This window comes from Olivibacter sp. CPCC 100613, from assembly GCF_036959255.1.
Lineage (GTDB): Bacteria > Bacteroidota > Bacteroidia > Sphingobacteriales > Sphingobacteriaceae > Olivibacter.
Map to the genome: position 1 here is coordinate 407,306 of NZ_JAWMTI010000004.1, position 13,814 is coordinate 421,119.

The window sequence follows — 13,814 nt, forward strand, 5'->3', positions numbered from 1 at the left end:
TCGGAATTGCGCCATGCATTTAGTCTAGGTAGAAGCTTTTACTTTACTTTACTTTACTTTACTTTTTGTAAGAAAATCTGCGATTACATAGTCTTGCTTCGGTGCAAAAAAAGAACAGAGTGAAATTAGGCTAATGGAGGTCCTTTGTTAAAATAACTGGATAAGGGGATTTCAATAGGTTTGGCGACGTCAAAACGCTGAATAAGTATAGGTTTACTTCGGTATACCTCACTTAATGTAAATTGCTGACCGGGTAGCTGTTGACTTTGCTTGACGTGTAGATAATCACAGATCTTACAGTTGATTTCCTTTTTCACTTGAAAGGAATGATGGCTTATCTGTTTAACATTTTCATTGTGATGGTAAGCATGTATCAATTGTACACCTTGTATATAACTTATCGTTACAAGCAAACAAAGTGCGATCAATCGATAGATGCTGTTTAAGGATAATACGTTAACCATCTTTTTCTACTTGCTGCAAAAGTAAAACAAATGCAGCTATATTGCAAATGTGAATCAGGTTATCTAAGCCCTTGGATGAAATTCAATCATTACAGAGCGAAGGTAATCGCGATCCAAATGCGTATAGATTTCGGTTGTACTGATGCTTTCATGGCCAAGCATATCTTGTACAGCCCGTAAATCAGCGCCTCCTTCGATGAGGTGTGTAGCAAAAGAATGACGAAATGTATGCGGACTAATGGTTTTCTTTAATCCGATTTTAGCGGCTAAGTCCTTGATGATAATGAAAACCATGACACGCGATAGGGGGGAACCCCTTCTGTTTAAGAATACATAGTCTTCCTCCCCTGGTTTTTGAGGTACTTCTTTGCGACTATGTTGAAGATATAACGTTAAGTGTTTAATGGCTGAATGACCAATAGGAATAAGCCGTTCTTTATTACCTTTACCTGTTACGCGAATAAATTCAATCGTTAAAAATAAATTTGAGATCTTCAAATTGATAAGTTCACTTACGCGCAATCCACAGCTATACAGTACTTCTAGCATGGCCTTATTGCGTAGACCCTCAGGTGAGGAGAGGTCGATCGCCCCAATGAGTGAATCGATTTCCAAAATACTCAGCGTGTCCGGTAATTTACGACCTAAACGGGGCGCTTCAATTAAGGTAGCGGGATTATGCTCCACAACGCCTTCCAAGGCTAAGTAATGATAAAAGGTTTTTATGCCTGATAGGACACGCGCTTGTGAATGTGCAGACATTCCAAGTGTATAGATCCATTCCAGGAAATCACGGATATCTTGTGTGAGGATGGCATCCGGATCCTTTTTATGACTATAAACAGCGTGCTGTCTCAGCTTTTCGACATCATGTAAATAAGCTTCAATAGAATTTTTCGCAAGCGAACGCTCGAGCCTGAGATATTGCTTAAAATCCTTAATAGCTGATTCCCAATCCATTTTATTTTTCGATCTATTGGTATCTTTTCGCAAGCTAAGTTATGAAAAACAAAAGCACAAAAAATGATAAAAATATTTGCGCTGTGTTGGTTTATTATATATCTTTGCCTCACTAAAAACGGTGGTTTTAGCTCAGTTGGTTAGAGCGCCTGATTGTGGTTCAGGAGGTCGTGGGTTCGAGCCCCATATTCCACCCAAGTTTTAAAAGCAGTTTGAAAAGACTGCTTTTTTTGTAAACGCTGTTTTCATGATCTGTGCTTATTAACCATCTAACTTCATCCCATATTTTTTGACTCGGAAAAAAAATAGCTTTTTTTCTTCGTTTTCCTAATTGCAATTTCTACAGCCCAATTGCTGAATGACTGTAACGGTGATTGATCTTCTTGCCCAGACCTTTCATCTCGCAGGTTTCCGATAGAAATTTTCAATTTGAATGAAAAATAAGTGCGCCAGGCTGTATCGACCCAAACTCAAAAAGACGTTATTATTTAAATCGGCGAAGCGCTCCATTGAAAATTACCCAAACAAAGTCACCGTTAACGTTAATTTATTCAAGCATGATATCAGTTAGATTGATTTCTACTCCGCTTCTTAAAAGTTTTAGAACATGACTTTCATCCACTAATCCAAATTCGGCAGCAATTTCCTTCAACCGATAGTTGTTGCTGCTAAGTCGTTTTTTTATCAATTGATTCCGATAATGACGTATATAATTCCTTAATGTCATCCCGGTCTGACGCTTGAAATATGGACCGATGTAATCGGCTGTTTTGTTAAAATGCTTAGCTATTTCAGCTGCTTGAAGCGCTGGCGGGGAATAGATATGTTTATGAATATAGCAAAATAAAGCCTGCATATCCCGATTTTTATCTTTTGTTATAAGAAGCTCCGGCATGTTGTGTTGTAAGATAAGCGCAATGGAAAATAGTTGCAATCTAATAAATTCTTCATATGCCATAACCTGATGCTGGATCAAAGAGAGGGAGTTGAAAATTTTTTCGATAAGCAGTAGGTCCTCCCTCCGAAGCAAAAAAGAAGATAAATGAGTTTCCTTGCTTTTGATCAAATACTCCAGTTTTTGCAAGTACACGTTATTGGTTTGCCCCCCTTTGTATAGTTGTAAATCGGTGAATTTTACGTAAATGAATCGGGTAGTACGGTGAATATCGAAGTAATGATCATCTTCCGGACCTAGTAAAAACAAGCTTCCTTCATGGTAATCATTGCCATTGTTTTGTATATAGTGTAAGCCCTCGCCCTCTTTAATATAAATGAGTTCATAATGATTGTGCTTATGTACGGCATGCTTCCAAATGCTTGTTTCAAACTCCTCGATGACAAACGGTTGGTATTGTACATAACGCTTCATGTAGGAAAGGTACAATAAAATCATAGAAATATACAAAAAACGATATGCCTATCTACAGATCTTTGTGCAATCAAAAGAATTTATATGGAAATAAAAATAAAAGATACGGCATTAGTAGTGGGGGCCAATGGAGTGATAGGTAAAAAATTAATCGATTTTTTATTGGAAGAAGGTACTTGGGATGTCGTTGGTCTCTCTCGAAAAGGAGGGAAAGACAGGGATCGATTGAAAAATCTTGCAGTGGATTTGCTGGATCGCCATGACGTTCAAGAAAAATTGCAAGATTGCGGTTCGGTTAATCATATTTTTTATGCAGCTTATCAAGACAGGCCGAGTTGGGAGGCGCTCGTAAAACCAAATATGGAAATGCTTGTCAATCTGATGAACACAATAGAGCCCGTTGCTCTCAATTTGCAACATGTAAGTTTAATGCAAGGTTATAAAGTTTATGGTGCCCATTTGGGACCTTTTAAAACGCCTGCTAAGGAGGATGATGCGGGTATTATGCCTCCAGAGTTTAACTGGAGTCAACAACAGTTCCTTCAAGAAAGGCAACAAGGAAAAAATTGGTCTTGGTCAGCAATTCGTCCATCTGTTGTGGGGGGTACGAGTTTAGGTAACCCGATGAATTTGGTCTTGCTCATTGCAGTCTACGCATCCATTTCAAAAGAACTGAAGCTACCACTTCGATTTCCAGGGAAACCGGGAGCCTATCATACCTTAATGGAAATGACTGATGCTGGATTACTGGCAAAAGCGACTGTTTGGGCTGCAAGTAATCCAGCGGGGGCAAATCAAGCTTTTAATATTGCCAATGGCGACCTCTTCCGATGGCGGGATCTATGGCCCAAAATCGCTGACTACTTTGATATGCCTTCGGGAACACCATTGTATCTTCCTTTACAGGATGTTATGAAGGACAAAGTAAGTCTTTGGGAATCGATCCAACGTAAATACGATTTATGTCAATACAAATACGAGAATTTATCCAATTGGGCCTTCGGTGATTTTGTTTTTTCATGGAATTACGATTTTTTTGCTGACAGCACGAAAGCAAGGCGATTTGGTTTCCATGACTATGTGGATACGGAGCAGATGTTTTTTAAGCTGTTTGACGAGTTTAAGAAGCAAGGTGTAATACCAACTTATGGATAGAATGGAAGTTATTGGTGTATTTGCCTGTCGCGTTTTGGATAGTTGTTCCGTTACTACAATAGTTGGATTAAAAATAGTAAGGGCACCGTATACTCAACTGCGGGGCCCTTACATCTTTTTAGTGTACCGCCTATCCCAAATTTATACAGTACAGATGATTATACAGTGCGTTAAAGACAACTATTTCTTAACACTAGGCTAATATTGTCAGGCTTACTTTTGTTGATAAAAAAACAACAATGAACCGTAGATCACTATTAAAGAGTTTGGGAATTGGTACGCTGTCCAGCTTAGTTTTAGGTAAATCTGTTTTTGCCGAAACACCGAACATCAATTCCGGTAATGGGAAAATGGCCAAGCGTTCTTTACGTTTTGCACATTTAACGGATGTCCATATGCAACCTGAGTTAGAAGCACCGAAAGGCCTGGCAAGTTGTTTGCACCACGTACAATCGCAAACAGATAAACCTACCTTAATTGTTAATACAGGCGACTGTATTATGGATGCATTAAAGCAACCTAAGGATCGGGTTATTACACAATGGAATCTTTGGCATCAGTTAATGAAAGATGAAAACAGTTTACCCATTGCCTATTGTATTGGAAATCACGATTGCTGGGGTGCGGCCGAAAAAAATGACCCGCTTTATGGAAAGAATTATGCATTAGAGATGATGCGATTAGAAAAGCCATATCGGAGCTTTGATCAAGCGGGATGGCATTTTATTGTACTTGATAGCATACAGGTGAGGGCAACTGATGGGCAATGGTATGCCTGCCAGCTAGATGATGAACAATTTGATTGGTTGGGTCAGGACCTGGAAGCGAATAAAGATAAACATACCGTGATTTTATCGCATGCACCCATTTTGTCCGCTGCGCCTTTGGTCGTTGGGCATTTAGGTAAAATCGATACAGGTTATCAACTTGGAGCAGGTGCTATTTTAAATGATGCAGAACGTGTCGTAACCTTATTCACACAACACCCACAAGTCAAGTTGGCGTTAAGCGGGCATATTCATCTTAATGATGAAGTGAAGTATCAAGGAGTGACCTATATCAGTAATGGAGCAGTAAGTGGCAATTGGTGGAAAGGAGATCGTTACGCCACCAAGAATGGCTACGCGATCGTTGACTTATATGAGGATGGCACTTTTGATAATGTGTATATTCCTTATGGATGGAAGGTGTAAATAATAAAAACTAGCCTTGAGCAAAACAAAATGCTAAAAGTTGCGTTTATATAATAAGGTTTAGGTTGATTATAATATGCAAAGGCCCTTGCTTCCTAAGCAAGGCCTTTGTTATTTAAAGTCCGTTCCTAAAAATGAATGCCTATTATGGCGTTGGCCATGGATGAGAAGCTCCGCTCATTTCCGTTTGTTCGCCATACAAAACATTCGAAATAGCCGATAAATAAGAAGAAGAATTACTTTGTGGCAAGTCGTAATATAAGAAAATGCCATAGCCGTCGTCTACCGTTCGTTGCGCTAAGTTTGCTGCAGTGGAGGCATTTGCAGGTTGTTGATTAATCCAAACAGCAGCGGGTCCTAAATGCGCTTTATTCGTCAGTCCAGCTATGTTGGGTGCGCCATAATTGCCGTAATAAGCTTGCCAACTATAATCAACGTAATCCCCCACTTTTTTGCCCTGCCATTCGGTATTTGACACCGCAGGACCGATATTGTAAAGCGAAATGATCTTGTCAGGCATGCGTGTCCTTAATTCTTCAACAAGCAAAACGAAAGAGCTATCATTTGCCGGTGGTTGCCCGTTTTCACCGTATTTGGCATATTCATCATCAAAATCGATTCCATCTAGCTGATAGGTTTCCACAGTCTGAGCAAGTTGTTGTGCAAAATCACGAGCGGCTGCTCTACTCGTGAAATTAGCGAAACCTACCCCCTGGTGATTACCCAATATGGATAACAATACCTTCATTCCTTTGTCTTGAAGTGGTTTTATTATTTGCTCCCGTTTGTTCAGCACGGCGGTTACATTTTCGTTGTGATGGAGTACTGCTTTGCCTTGACTGGCATCGTAGTTGATATTCGAGGCAAATATAATAGCGATATCAAATAGCTGCGCTCCACTTTCGGCCAGTGTATAGGTCCCTGCATTTAGTAGATTATGGTTATTAACCTCTACATAAACCACACTTTTTGGACCAGTCTTGGTTGCCATTGCTTTATTTTCAACGGGATGTAATTTGCTGTCTTTTCCACAAGCGATCGTTAGAACCATCAAGGAACCTAGCAGAAAATTTCTGCAAAAAGTAAGATGTTTAGTCATAATTAGTTATTTCTTTAATAAACAATGGGTTTGCTAAAATGTTTTAAATCAATATAATACAATCTGTTGAAATAATTAAGTATTAAAATTTCGAGAAATAACTAAATATGTCAGGGGCGAAAATCCATCGGTCATTTAAATTTTACAAGCGTGCCTCGTGTATTTGTCTTATTCATTGCTAATTTTATAAAAATTCATTGATATGAAAAGCCTAAAAAAAGAAGATGTAAAGCAGGAAGTCTTTGATCTATATGATGATTATGCACACAATCGTATAACGAGGCGTGACTTTATGCAGAAACTTTCGATTTACGCAGTTGGTGGTGTTACTGTTACCTCCTTGATGAGCTTTTTAATGCCCGATTACCAAGATGCAATTCAGATAAGGGCAGATGATCCTCGGATTACGTCGAGTTATATCGATTATCCATCACCCAAAGGAGGAGGGGCAATTAAGGCTCTTTTATGTATGCCCAAAAATAATGAGAAAAAATTGGGTGGCATCTTGGTGGTACACGAGAATAGGGGCCTGAATCCACATATTGCCGATGTGGCTAGAAGAGCCGCCTTAGCCGGTTTTATTAGCTTAGCGCCAGATGCGTTAAGTCCTTTGGGAGGCTATCCGGGGAACGATGATGCGGGGCGTGAGCTGCAAAGTAAGCGGGATAGAAATGAAATGCTTGAAGATTTTGTTGTTGGTTTTGATTACTTGGAAAAAAATAAATTTTGCAATGGAAGGGTAGGTGTCGTCGGTTTCTGTTTTGGTGGCTGGATTGCCAATATGATGGCCGTCCGAATACCGAATTTAGCAGCTGCGGTACCGTTCTATGGAGGTCAACCTCCTTTGGAAGAAGTGCTACGGATCAAGGCACCGCTTTTATTACACTATGCCGCGCTTGATACCCATGTAAATGAAGGATGGCCCGCTTATGAAAAGGCGTTGAAGGATCACCACAAGGTTTATAAAGCTTTTACATATGAGAATGTAAATCATGGTTTTCATAATGACACAACACCGCGATACGATCAAGAAGCTGCAAAGCTGGCATGGGAACGTACCATCGACTTCTTTTCTCAAAAATTAAGGTGATCATGAAAAGATGTATTCCAATTTCTTTCCAGAATTTAACCATATACTTGCTGCAATGATGGTTCATACCTACCACAGCTAGGCTAAATTATCATTGCTATTAAAAGACAAATTATTTTAATGAAACCTGCATGAATTGCTGCTCATGTACGAACATGAATAATTCATGCAAGCTTCATTACCATTGAAAGACAAATTATTTTAATGAAACTTTTAATCGTTGAAGATGAGGAAGAATTGTTGGAGACTATTGCTACTTCATTGGCGAAAGAACATTTTATAATTGAATCTGCCAGTGACTACCTTACTGCAATGGATAAAATCCGGATGTATGATTATGACTGCATTTTGTTAGATATCATGCTGCCTGGGGGAAGTGGACTTCAAGTGTTAGAGGAATTAAAGCAATCTCAAAAATCAGAAAATATCATTATTATTTCGGCGAAAGATTCATTGGATGACAAGCTTATCGGGTTAGAATTAGGTGCAGATGATTATTTAACGAAACCATTCCATATCGCTGAGTTAAATGCCCGGGTCAAGGCCGTTTTAAGAAGGAAGAAGTTGGACGGTAAACATACTATTGAATTAGGAAATGTGGTATTGAACTTGAGCGAACGCCAGCTTTCCGTGAATGGAGAAATAGTTGCGCTTAATCGGAAGGAGTTCGATGTACTCAATTATTTTCTGTTAAATATCAATCGCTTGATCACCAAATCTGCTTTAGCCGAACATGTCTGGGGAGATAATATTGATCAGGCGGATAACCTCGATTTTATTTATTATCAAATTAAAAATCTTAGAAAGAAATTACAGACGGCAAATGCAGTGATTGAGATTGAGTCTGTCTATGGAGTTGGTTATAAATTGGTCGAAAAATGAAGCTGCTCAATAAGTCACTGAAATATCTCTCTATTTCCATTTTATTGATCGTGACCATCTGGTCAATTATTTTTTATATCAATATGCTGGATGAGATTCAAGATAGCATCGACGACGGGTTGGAGAATTATAAAGTGCTCATTCTTCAAAAAGTGGATACAGATCCAAGCATATTGAAAAAAAGTTTTTTTGATGAAAGTAACTACGCCATTCGGGAGATAGGTGAAAAGCGGGCGCTTTCGATGAAGGACCAATATAGGGATACCTTAATGTACATGCAGGATGAAGACGATCTAGAGCCCGTACGTATGCTCACAACAGCCTTTGAACACAAAGGAGATTTTTACGAATTGAAAATCATTAATTCGATGGTAGAAGAAGATGATTTAATCGAAGATCTTTTTTGGTCGGTATTTTGGCTATATGTGATTCTGGTAGTTAGTATTATTCTCATCAACAATATTGTTTTACGCAAATTATGGAAACCCTTTTATAACTTCTTAAATCAGGTTACCAAATTCAGATTAGGGAGTACTAGGGACTTGCCTAATATAAGCACAGACGTGAAGGAATTCAATATGCTGAAGAACGCGGTAAATAGCTTATTGCAACACAGCTTAGAAACCTACCAACATCAGAAGCAGTTTATTGAAAATGCTTCACACGAACTGCAAACACCCCTGGCGATAGCAACCAATAAATTGGAATTACTATTGGAAAAGGGAAATATAGAAAGTGAGCAAGCCGAAGGCATTGCACAGGTTTTGCAAATAATTGAGCGCTTAATCCGTCTGAATAAATCCCTGTTACTCTTAACCAAAATCGAAAACAAACAGTTTTTCGATCAACAAAATATATCCTTAAACCGGATAGTACAACAAACTTTGGAGGATTTGGAAGAGTTTGCCACTTTTAAAAATGTAAAGGTAACGATACATGAACATACCGACTTAAACGTAGAAATGGATCCGGCACTCGCTAATATCATCGTTTCCAATCTGATCAGGAATGCCATCTTTCATAATCTCCCTCAAGGTAATGTATCGGTAGACATCAAAACGGATATGCTGACAATCAGCAATACCGGGAAAAGGGAACCGTTGGAAACCGATAAAGTATTCAATCGCTTTTATAAGTCGAGTGACAAAAAAATGGATGGAACGGGTTTAGGTCTGGCTATTATGAAGGCTGTCTGTAATTTATATGGTTTTAGGGTTTCCTATCGTTATTTAGCGGATAGGCATTGCTTCGAAATTCAATTTAAAAATTCACAAGAAAAAGTCGAGCGCTGATTCGTGACGATATTCGTCTTCTGTAATTATCGTGATACTTGCTGTACCCTTTCGTTACCTTTTGTTTACCTTTTCTTTACCCTAAACTATACCCTTTCTCTACCCTTTTCTTACCCTTTCCTTACCTAAAAAGTAAAGTTTTGCTACGGTTAAGGATTATTAAGGTAATTTCTAGCGAGCGAATATTGTACGTATACCGCTGCTAATATTCCCAAATTTTTCCAGAATCGTTCTATTTCTTTGTTTTAAATCAAAAATTAATAGACATGGAAAAAAGGATTTTAATGGGTTTTTTCGCCCTACTTATCAATGCTCATCTTTTGTTTGGACAGGATATTCAAGCAAGTCAGGTTCCCTCTGTGGTGATAAATAATTTCCATAAATCATTTTCAAATGCTTCGGATGTAGAATGGAAGCTGCAAGGCGATCTATTTAAGGTCGAATTTGAAACAGGCTTTTTGTCGACAGATCACGATGCGTGGTATGATAAAGGAGGAAAGCTGATTGAACATAAAGAAGAAATTTCTAAAAATGATTTGCCATCGGCTGTACGCACAACCATCAAAAAAGATTACAATAATTACCGCGTAGACGATGTGAAAAAGGTTACCAAAGGAAAACAAGTTGTCTATACCCTTGAATTGAAAAGTGTACGTGAAGAACTAAAAGTTGCCTTTGATGCGAATGGTAAACTATTGAGCAAAGTGTTGGACTAACATGAAGCAACTCTTCTTCTTTCTTTGCTTTGTAGCTTGCTGTTTACCTGTTATATCCTATGCTCAGGTTAGTCCGCCCGGTTTAGGCAAGGCAAATACAGCAAGCTGGTTTGCCTTCGGCCTCAGACAAGACCTGGGAACATCAAAAAAATGGCAGTCGATGTCTTACATTGGTGTAGGGAGAAAGAGCAATCCGGACAATTATGGTCCCTTCTTTAAACCATCCATTCTGGTGATAAATCAAGAGTTTTATCACCAGTTTCATCCACATTGGCAATACGCTTTTGCGCTGAGTTACCGAAAGCAGGAGGAGTATAACGATTTCGCTCCTTTTGGGTCGACATATGGGGGATTTGAACGGGAATGGAGGATTTACGGACGGATAGCTTACATGCTTAAAACTGAAAAGCTGAAGTTTACGACTACTTTTAGGCAAGATCTGCGCACGTTTACCCGACCGATTAAGGAAATGTCGTCGGAAGACTTTCAACTCCGATCGCGTTTAAAATTGCAGCTTACAGTGAATCTAGACAAAAAAAAGATACATAAACTCATTGGTGGATATGAGGCGCTATTTTCTACCAGCAAACTGGCGATGTCCGGAATATGGACAAATTTCAACTATCAGGAAAGTAGGTTTACGTTCTATTACGCTGTGTCTCCGCAACGATTGCCATTCACGATTGATCTTGGTTATATGAACAATTTAGTAGGTAATCGATCGCCCTTTTCTGCACATTATATTGCGTTAGATGTAATTTGGAACAACCCTTTCCGTTTTTTAAAGCATAAAAAGGGCACTTAATCGTATACCATGGTTTCCACTCGATGTAAACGTTTTCAACTGGTTAAGTTCTCATTTTCGACCCGGAAGGATGATCCCCCATTTGTAACTTTCTGCTGATATTGTTTCTTTTAACTTAATGAAAGCCAATAATGTTTATTTTTGAATAAAAAAGTACGAGCGTGTTTTCTATCATACTTAACAATGTCCTTATCTGGAAACGTTTTTCTTTATTGCTACTGTTGTTAAGCACTCTTTTTCCCTTTTTTTTGCTATATCAAAGCCTACTTATAAACACAGCAAGTGGGGTACAGAGTGTGCTGGTTCAAGAGAGCTTGTTGGATGATTTGGAATTTGGGCATGGAAAGTATCTTGCTATTAGAAAGGCAAAAAAAGGCGCTGAGAGACATCAGCTTATAAGAACCAAATTAGCCTCTATTATCGACTCAAAAAGCACAGTCTTTTATGCTTTTAATGTATATTGGTGCAGGCCAAGCTATTATTCTTTTTTATACCTTTTCACGTTATTCTGACGGGTTATTTCCTTTATAATTTCTAGTTAATTGATGACTACTTCTCATTGAATGGCCGAAGAATGTGCTGTGTCGTAGCGCCTATTCAATCTTTATGAAGTAGTTGACGGTATTGAATCATAAACAAATAATAAAATGAAATGTCCTAATTGTAATGAAACATTGTTAATGTCTGAAAGATATCAAGTAGAGGTGGATTATTGCCCAAAATGCAGAGGAATTTGGCTCGATAAGGGAGAGCTCGACAAAATTATCAATTACGTCGATAACGAACATAATGATGAATCGTCCAAATCGTATAGCACTCCCAATCAATGGAATGATTATAATGGTAAGTCTGACTACCATGATAAGCATGATCAGCAGCGTCCCTATAAAAAGAAATCGTTTTTGAGTAATTTATTTGACTTTGATTAATAAGGGTGCTATATGGAATTTGAAATCCCTAATTTTGCTGATCCAGGTATTTGGATCAGCCTTATTACTTTGTGCTTTCTCGAGGTTGTATTGGGTATAGATAATATTATTTTTATCTCCATTGTGGCAGGTAAGCTGCCTGAAAAATTACAGCGTAAAGCACGTAACCTCGGTTTAACCCTGGCGATGGTGTTCAGAATAGCCTTGCTGCTTTGCATTAATTGGATTATTGGACTCAAGGATCCCGTTATTATGCTGAACATGTTTGATGAGGAACTTCCGCTTAGCTATAAAGACCTCATTCTCATTGCCGGTGGGCTCTTTCTGATTGTGAAAAGCACCTTAGAGATACACCATAAGTTGCAAGAGCAAGGGGAAGAAACAAACCGAACTAAAAGCCCTATTAGTTTTGGAGCAGTTTTATTGCAGATTGTATTAGTAGATGCGGTTTTTTCGTTTGATTCAATTCTAACGGCTGTCGGATTGGTCGACTACGTTTTGATTATGATTATAGCAGTTATTATATCCATTGGCGTGATGATGGCCTTTGCAGGTCCCGTATTACGGATTATTAACAAGCAACCTACACTCCAAATGTTGGCTTTAACCTTTTTGGTGGTCATCGGAGTCGTATTAATTGCGGGGGGGCTTCATCAGGAAGTAAGTAAAAGTATTATCTATTCCTGTCTAGGCTTTTCGTTGATTGTTGAATTGCTGAACATTCAACTTCGGAAGAAAAGGAGTATCAAATTGAATGATAAACAACTCTAGCAGGCCAATCTCACCAAGTCCCATGGCATTTTTTACCATGGGATTTTGGTTTTCGATAGCGCACGTGGCATTCGGATTGCTTTCATTATCCTGCTGACCAAATGACGTCTGTAAACCATTTTTTGCTATCAAATAATTGGTTCATTAACTTAAATCCGGAATTCCGGGCCAATTCTTCAATCTGCCCAAAGCTAAATTTTTGCGAAATTTCCATAAAGATATGTTCGTTCTTCGCGAAGTGAACCTGTTTTTCGCCAATTTGCACCGTTTGGTCTTCGAGACTGATAAGATAGCTTTTACAAGCACCACTTTCAGGATCGTATGTGGCGTAATGATCAAACTGACTAATAAGAAAGTCGGCGTTGAGTTCGTTGTTTATTCTTTCGAGTAAGTTGAGATTAAATCGTTTTGTAATACCACCTCGATCATTATAAGCTGATAAGATTGTTTTTGGATTTTTCTTGAGGTCCATCCCTACAAGCACGTAATCACCCTCGGACAAATGATTCCGAAGATTTTTACAAAATTCGGTAGCTTCATGGATGGGCATATTACCGATGTTTGAACCTAAAAATAATACGACTTTACGTTTGTTTGATAAAGAGGTAGCTTGGGCTAACATCTCAAAATACTCACCGTTCAAGCCGGTTATTTTGAGTTTAGGGAGCACTTGAGGCAGATTATGGTTAAGGTTTTTGATAACGTTGGCTGATATATCGATCGGTACATAGCGGAAATCAATTTGCTGTTTCAATAATTCGTTAAGCAAGTAGGTTGATTTCATCGCATCACCGGCACCTAATTCAATTAGATCAAATCCAGCTCCGTGACTATTGATAGCCGCTACTAGCTCGGCCGTTTTCTCCGAAAAGATTTCGAGTTCCGCATTTGTCAGATAATATTCAGGGCAATTCATAATCTCCCGGAATAATTTATCTCCCGCTGCATCGTAGAAATATTTAGAATCCAAACGTTTAGGATTGGCTTGAAGCCCGTGTATAACGTCTTCATAAAAGAAGTCTGTTTTGCCGTTCGTTGTCTCAATTGAATTGCTTGATAAGTCGGAAAACTTTGTGTTCATGCTCATAA

14 protein-coding genes and 1 tRNA gene are annotated in these 13,814 nt (G+C 38.6%); 10 read left to right on the forward strand and 5 right to left on the reverse strand.

Annotated features, from left to right (window positions below; genetic code table 11):
• Positions 1-125 precede the first annotated feature (125 nt).
• Positions 126-464 carry a hypothetical protein gene (locus RYH73_RS15920; protein WP_335314429.1) on the reverse strand — a complete coding sequence of 113 codons (339 nt, stop codon included), beginning with the start codon at positions 462-464 and terminating at the stop codon, positions 126-128.
• A gap of 63 nt (positions 465-527) precedes the next feature.
• Positions 528-1,424 carry a site-specific tyrosine recombinase XerD gene (gene xerD, locus RYH73_RS15925; RefSeq protein ID WP_335314430.1) on the reverse strand — a complete coding sequence of 299 codons (897 nt, stop codon included), beginning with the start codon at positions 1,422-1,424 and terminating at the stop codon, positions 528-530.
• 120 nt (positions 1,425-1,544) lie between these two features.
• On the opposite strand from xerD, the gene RYH73_RS15930 reads away from it, so the two are divergent.
• Positions 1,545-1,620 (forward strand) — tRNA-His (locus tag RYH73_RS15930).
• A gap of 351 nt (positions 1,621-1,971) precedes the next feature.
• Here RYH73_RS15930 and RYH73_RS15935 read toward each other — a convergent pair.
• Positions 1,972-2,793 carry an AraC family transcriptional regulator gene (locus RYH73_RS15935; protein WP_335314431.1) on the reverse strand — a complete coding sequence of 274 codons (822 nt, stop codon included), beginning with the start codon at positions 2,791-2,793 and terminating at the stop codon, positions 1,972-1,974.
• Positions 2,794-2,877: 84 nt separating this feature from the next.
• Here RYH73_RS15935 and RYH73_RS15940 point away from each other — a divergent pair, with 84 nt between their 5' ends.
• Positions 2,878-3,948 (forward strand): SDR family oxidoreductase, encoded by a 1,071-nt coding sequence (locus RYH73_RS15940; RefSeq protein ID WP_335314432.1) that lies wholly within the window; start codon positions 2,878-2,880, stop codon positions 3,946-3,948.
• 239 nt (positions 3,949-4,187) lie between these two features.
• Complete coding sequence (locus RYH73_RS15945) at positions 4,188-5,141, forward strand: metallophosphoesterase family protein (RefSeq protein WP_335314433.1); 954 nt, start codon at positions 4,188-4,190, stop codon at positions 5,139-5,141.
• Positions 5,142-5,286: 145 nt separating this feature from the next.
• Here RYH73_RS15945 and RYH73_RS15950 read toward each other — a convergent pair whose 3' ends face one another.
• A complete protein-coding gene (locus tag RYH73_RS15950; protein ID WP_335314434.1) occupies positions 5,287-6,240 on the reverse strand; it encodes an endo-beta-N-acetylglucosaminidase H in 954 nt (317 codons plus the stop codon).
• A 202-nt stretch (positions 6,241-6,442) separates the two neighbouring features.
• Between RYH73_RS15950 and RYH73_RS15955 the strand changes: the two genes are divergently transcribed.
• The 7 genes from RYH73_RS15955 to RYH73_RS15985 all read left to right on the forward strand — a co-directional run bounded on the left by RYH73_RS15955 (position 6,443) and on the right by RYH73_RS15985 (position 12,725).
• Positions 6,443-7,330 (forward strand): dienelactone hydrolase family protein, encoded by an 888-nt coding sequence (locus RYH73_RS15955; RefSeq protein WP_335314435.1) that lies wholly within the window; start codon positions 6,443-6,445, stop codon positions 7,328-7,330.
• A 204-nt stretch (positions 7,331-7,534) separates the two neighbouring features.
• Positions 7,535-8,212: a response regulator transcription factor gene (locus tag RYH73_RS15960; protein ID WP_335314436.1), complete on the forward strand. Its 678-nt coding sequence runs from the start codon at positions 7,535-7,537 to the stop codon at positions 8,210-8,212.
• Complete coding sequence (gene porY, locus RYH73_RS15965) at positions 8,209-9,504, forward strand: sensor histidine kinase (RefSeq protein WP_335314437.1); 1,296 nt, start codon at positions 8,209-8,211, stop codon at positions 9,502-9,504. The genes RYH73_RS15960 and porY overlap by 4 nt, the downstream gene beginning before the upstream one ends.
• Positions 9,505-9,770: 266 nt before the next feature.
• Positions 9,771-10,220, forward strand: coding sequence for a PepSY-like domain-containing protein (locus tag RYH73_RS15970; RefSeq protein WP_335314438.1), 450 nt, complete (start codon positions 9,771-9,773; stop codon positions 10,218-10,220).
• 1 nt (position 10,221) lies between these two features.
• Positions 10,222-11,025: a DUF2490 domain-containing protein gene (locus RYH73_RS15975; RefSeq protein ID WP_335314439.1), complete on the forward strand. Its 804-nt coding sequence runs from the start codon at positions 10,222-10,224 to the stop codon at positions 11,023-11,025.
• A 647-nt stretch (positions 11,026-11,672) separates the two neighbouring features.
• Entirely contained in the window at positions 11,673-11,954 is a 282-nt protein-coding gene (locus RYH73_RS15980; protein ID WP_335314441.1) for a TFIIB-type zinc ribbon-containing protein, read from the forward strand.
• A 12-nt stretch (positions 11,955-11,966) separates the two neighbouring features.
• Positions 11,967-12,725, forward strand: a complete 759-nt coding sequence (locus tag RYH73_RS15985) for a TerC family protein (protein WP_335314442.1) — start codon at positions 11,967-11,969, stop codon at positions 12,723-12,725.
• A gap of 85 nt (positions 12,726-12,810) precedes the next feature.
• Here the strand turns inward: RYH73_RS15985 and egtD are convergent, their stop codons facing one another.
• Complete coding sequence (gene egtD, locus RYH73_RS15990) at positions 12,811-13,806, reverse strand: L-histidine N(alpha)-methyltransferase (protein WP_335314443.1); 996 nt, start codon at positions 13,804-13,806, stop codon at positions 12,811-12,813.
• Positions 13,807-13,814: the final 8 nt, after the last annotated feature.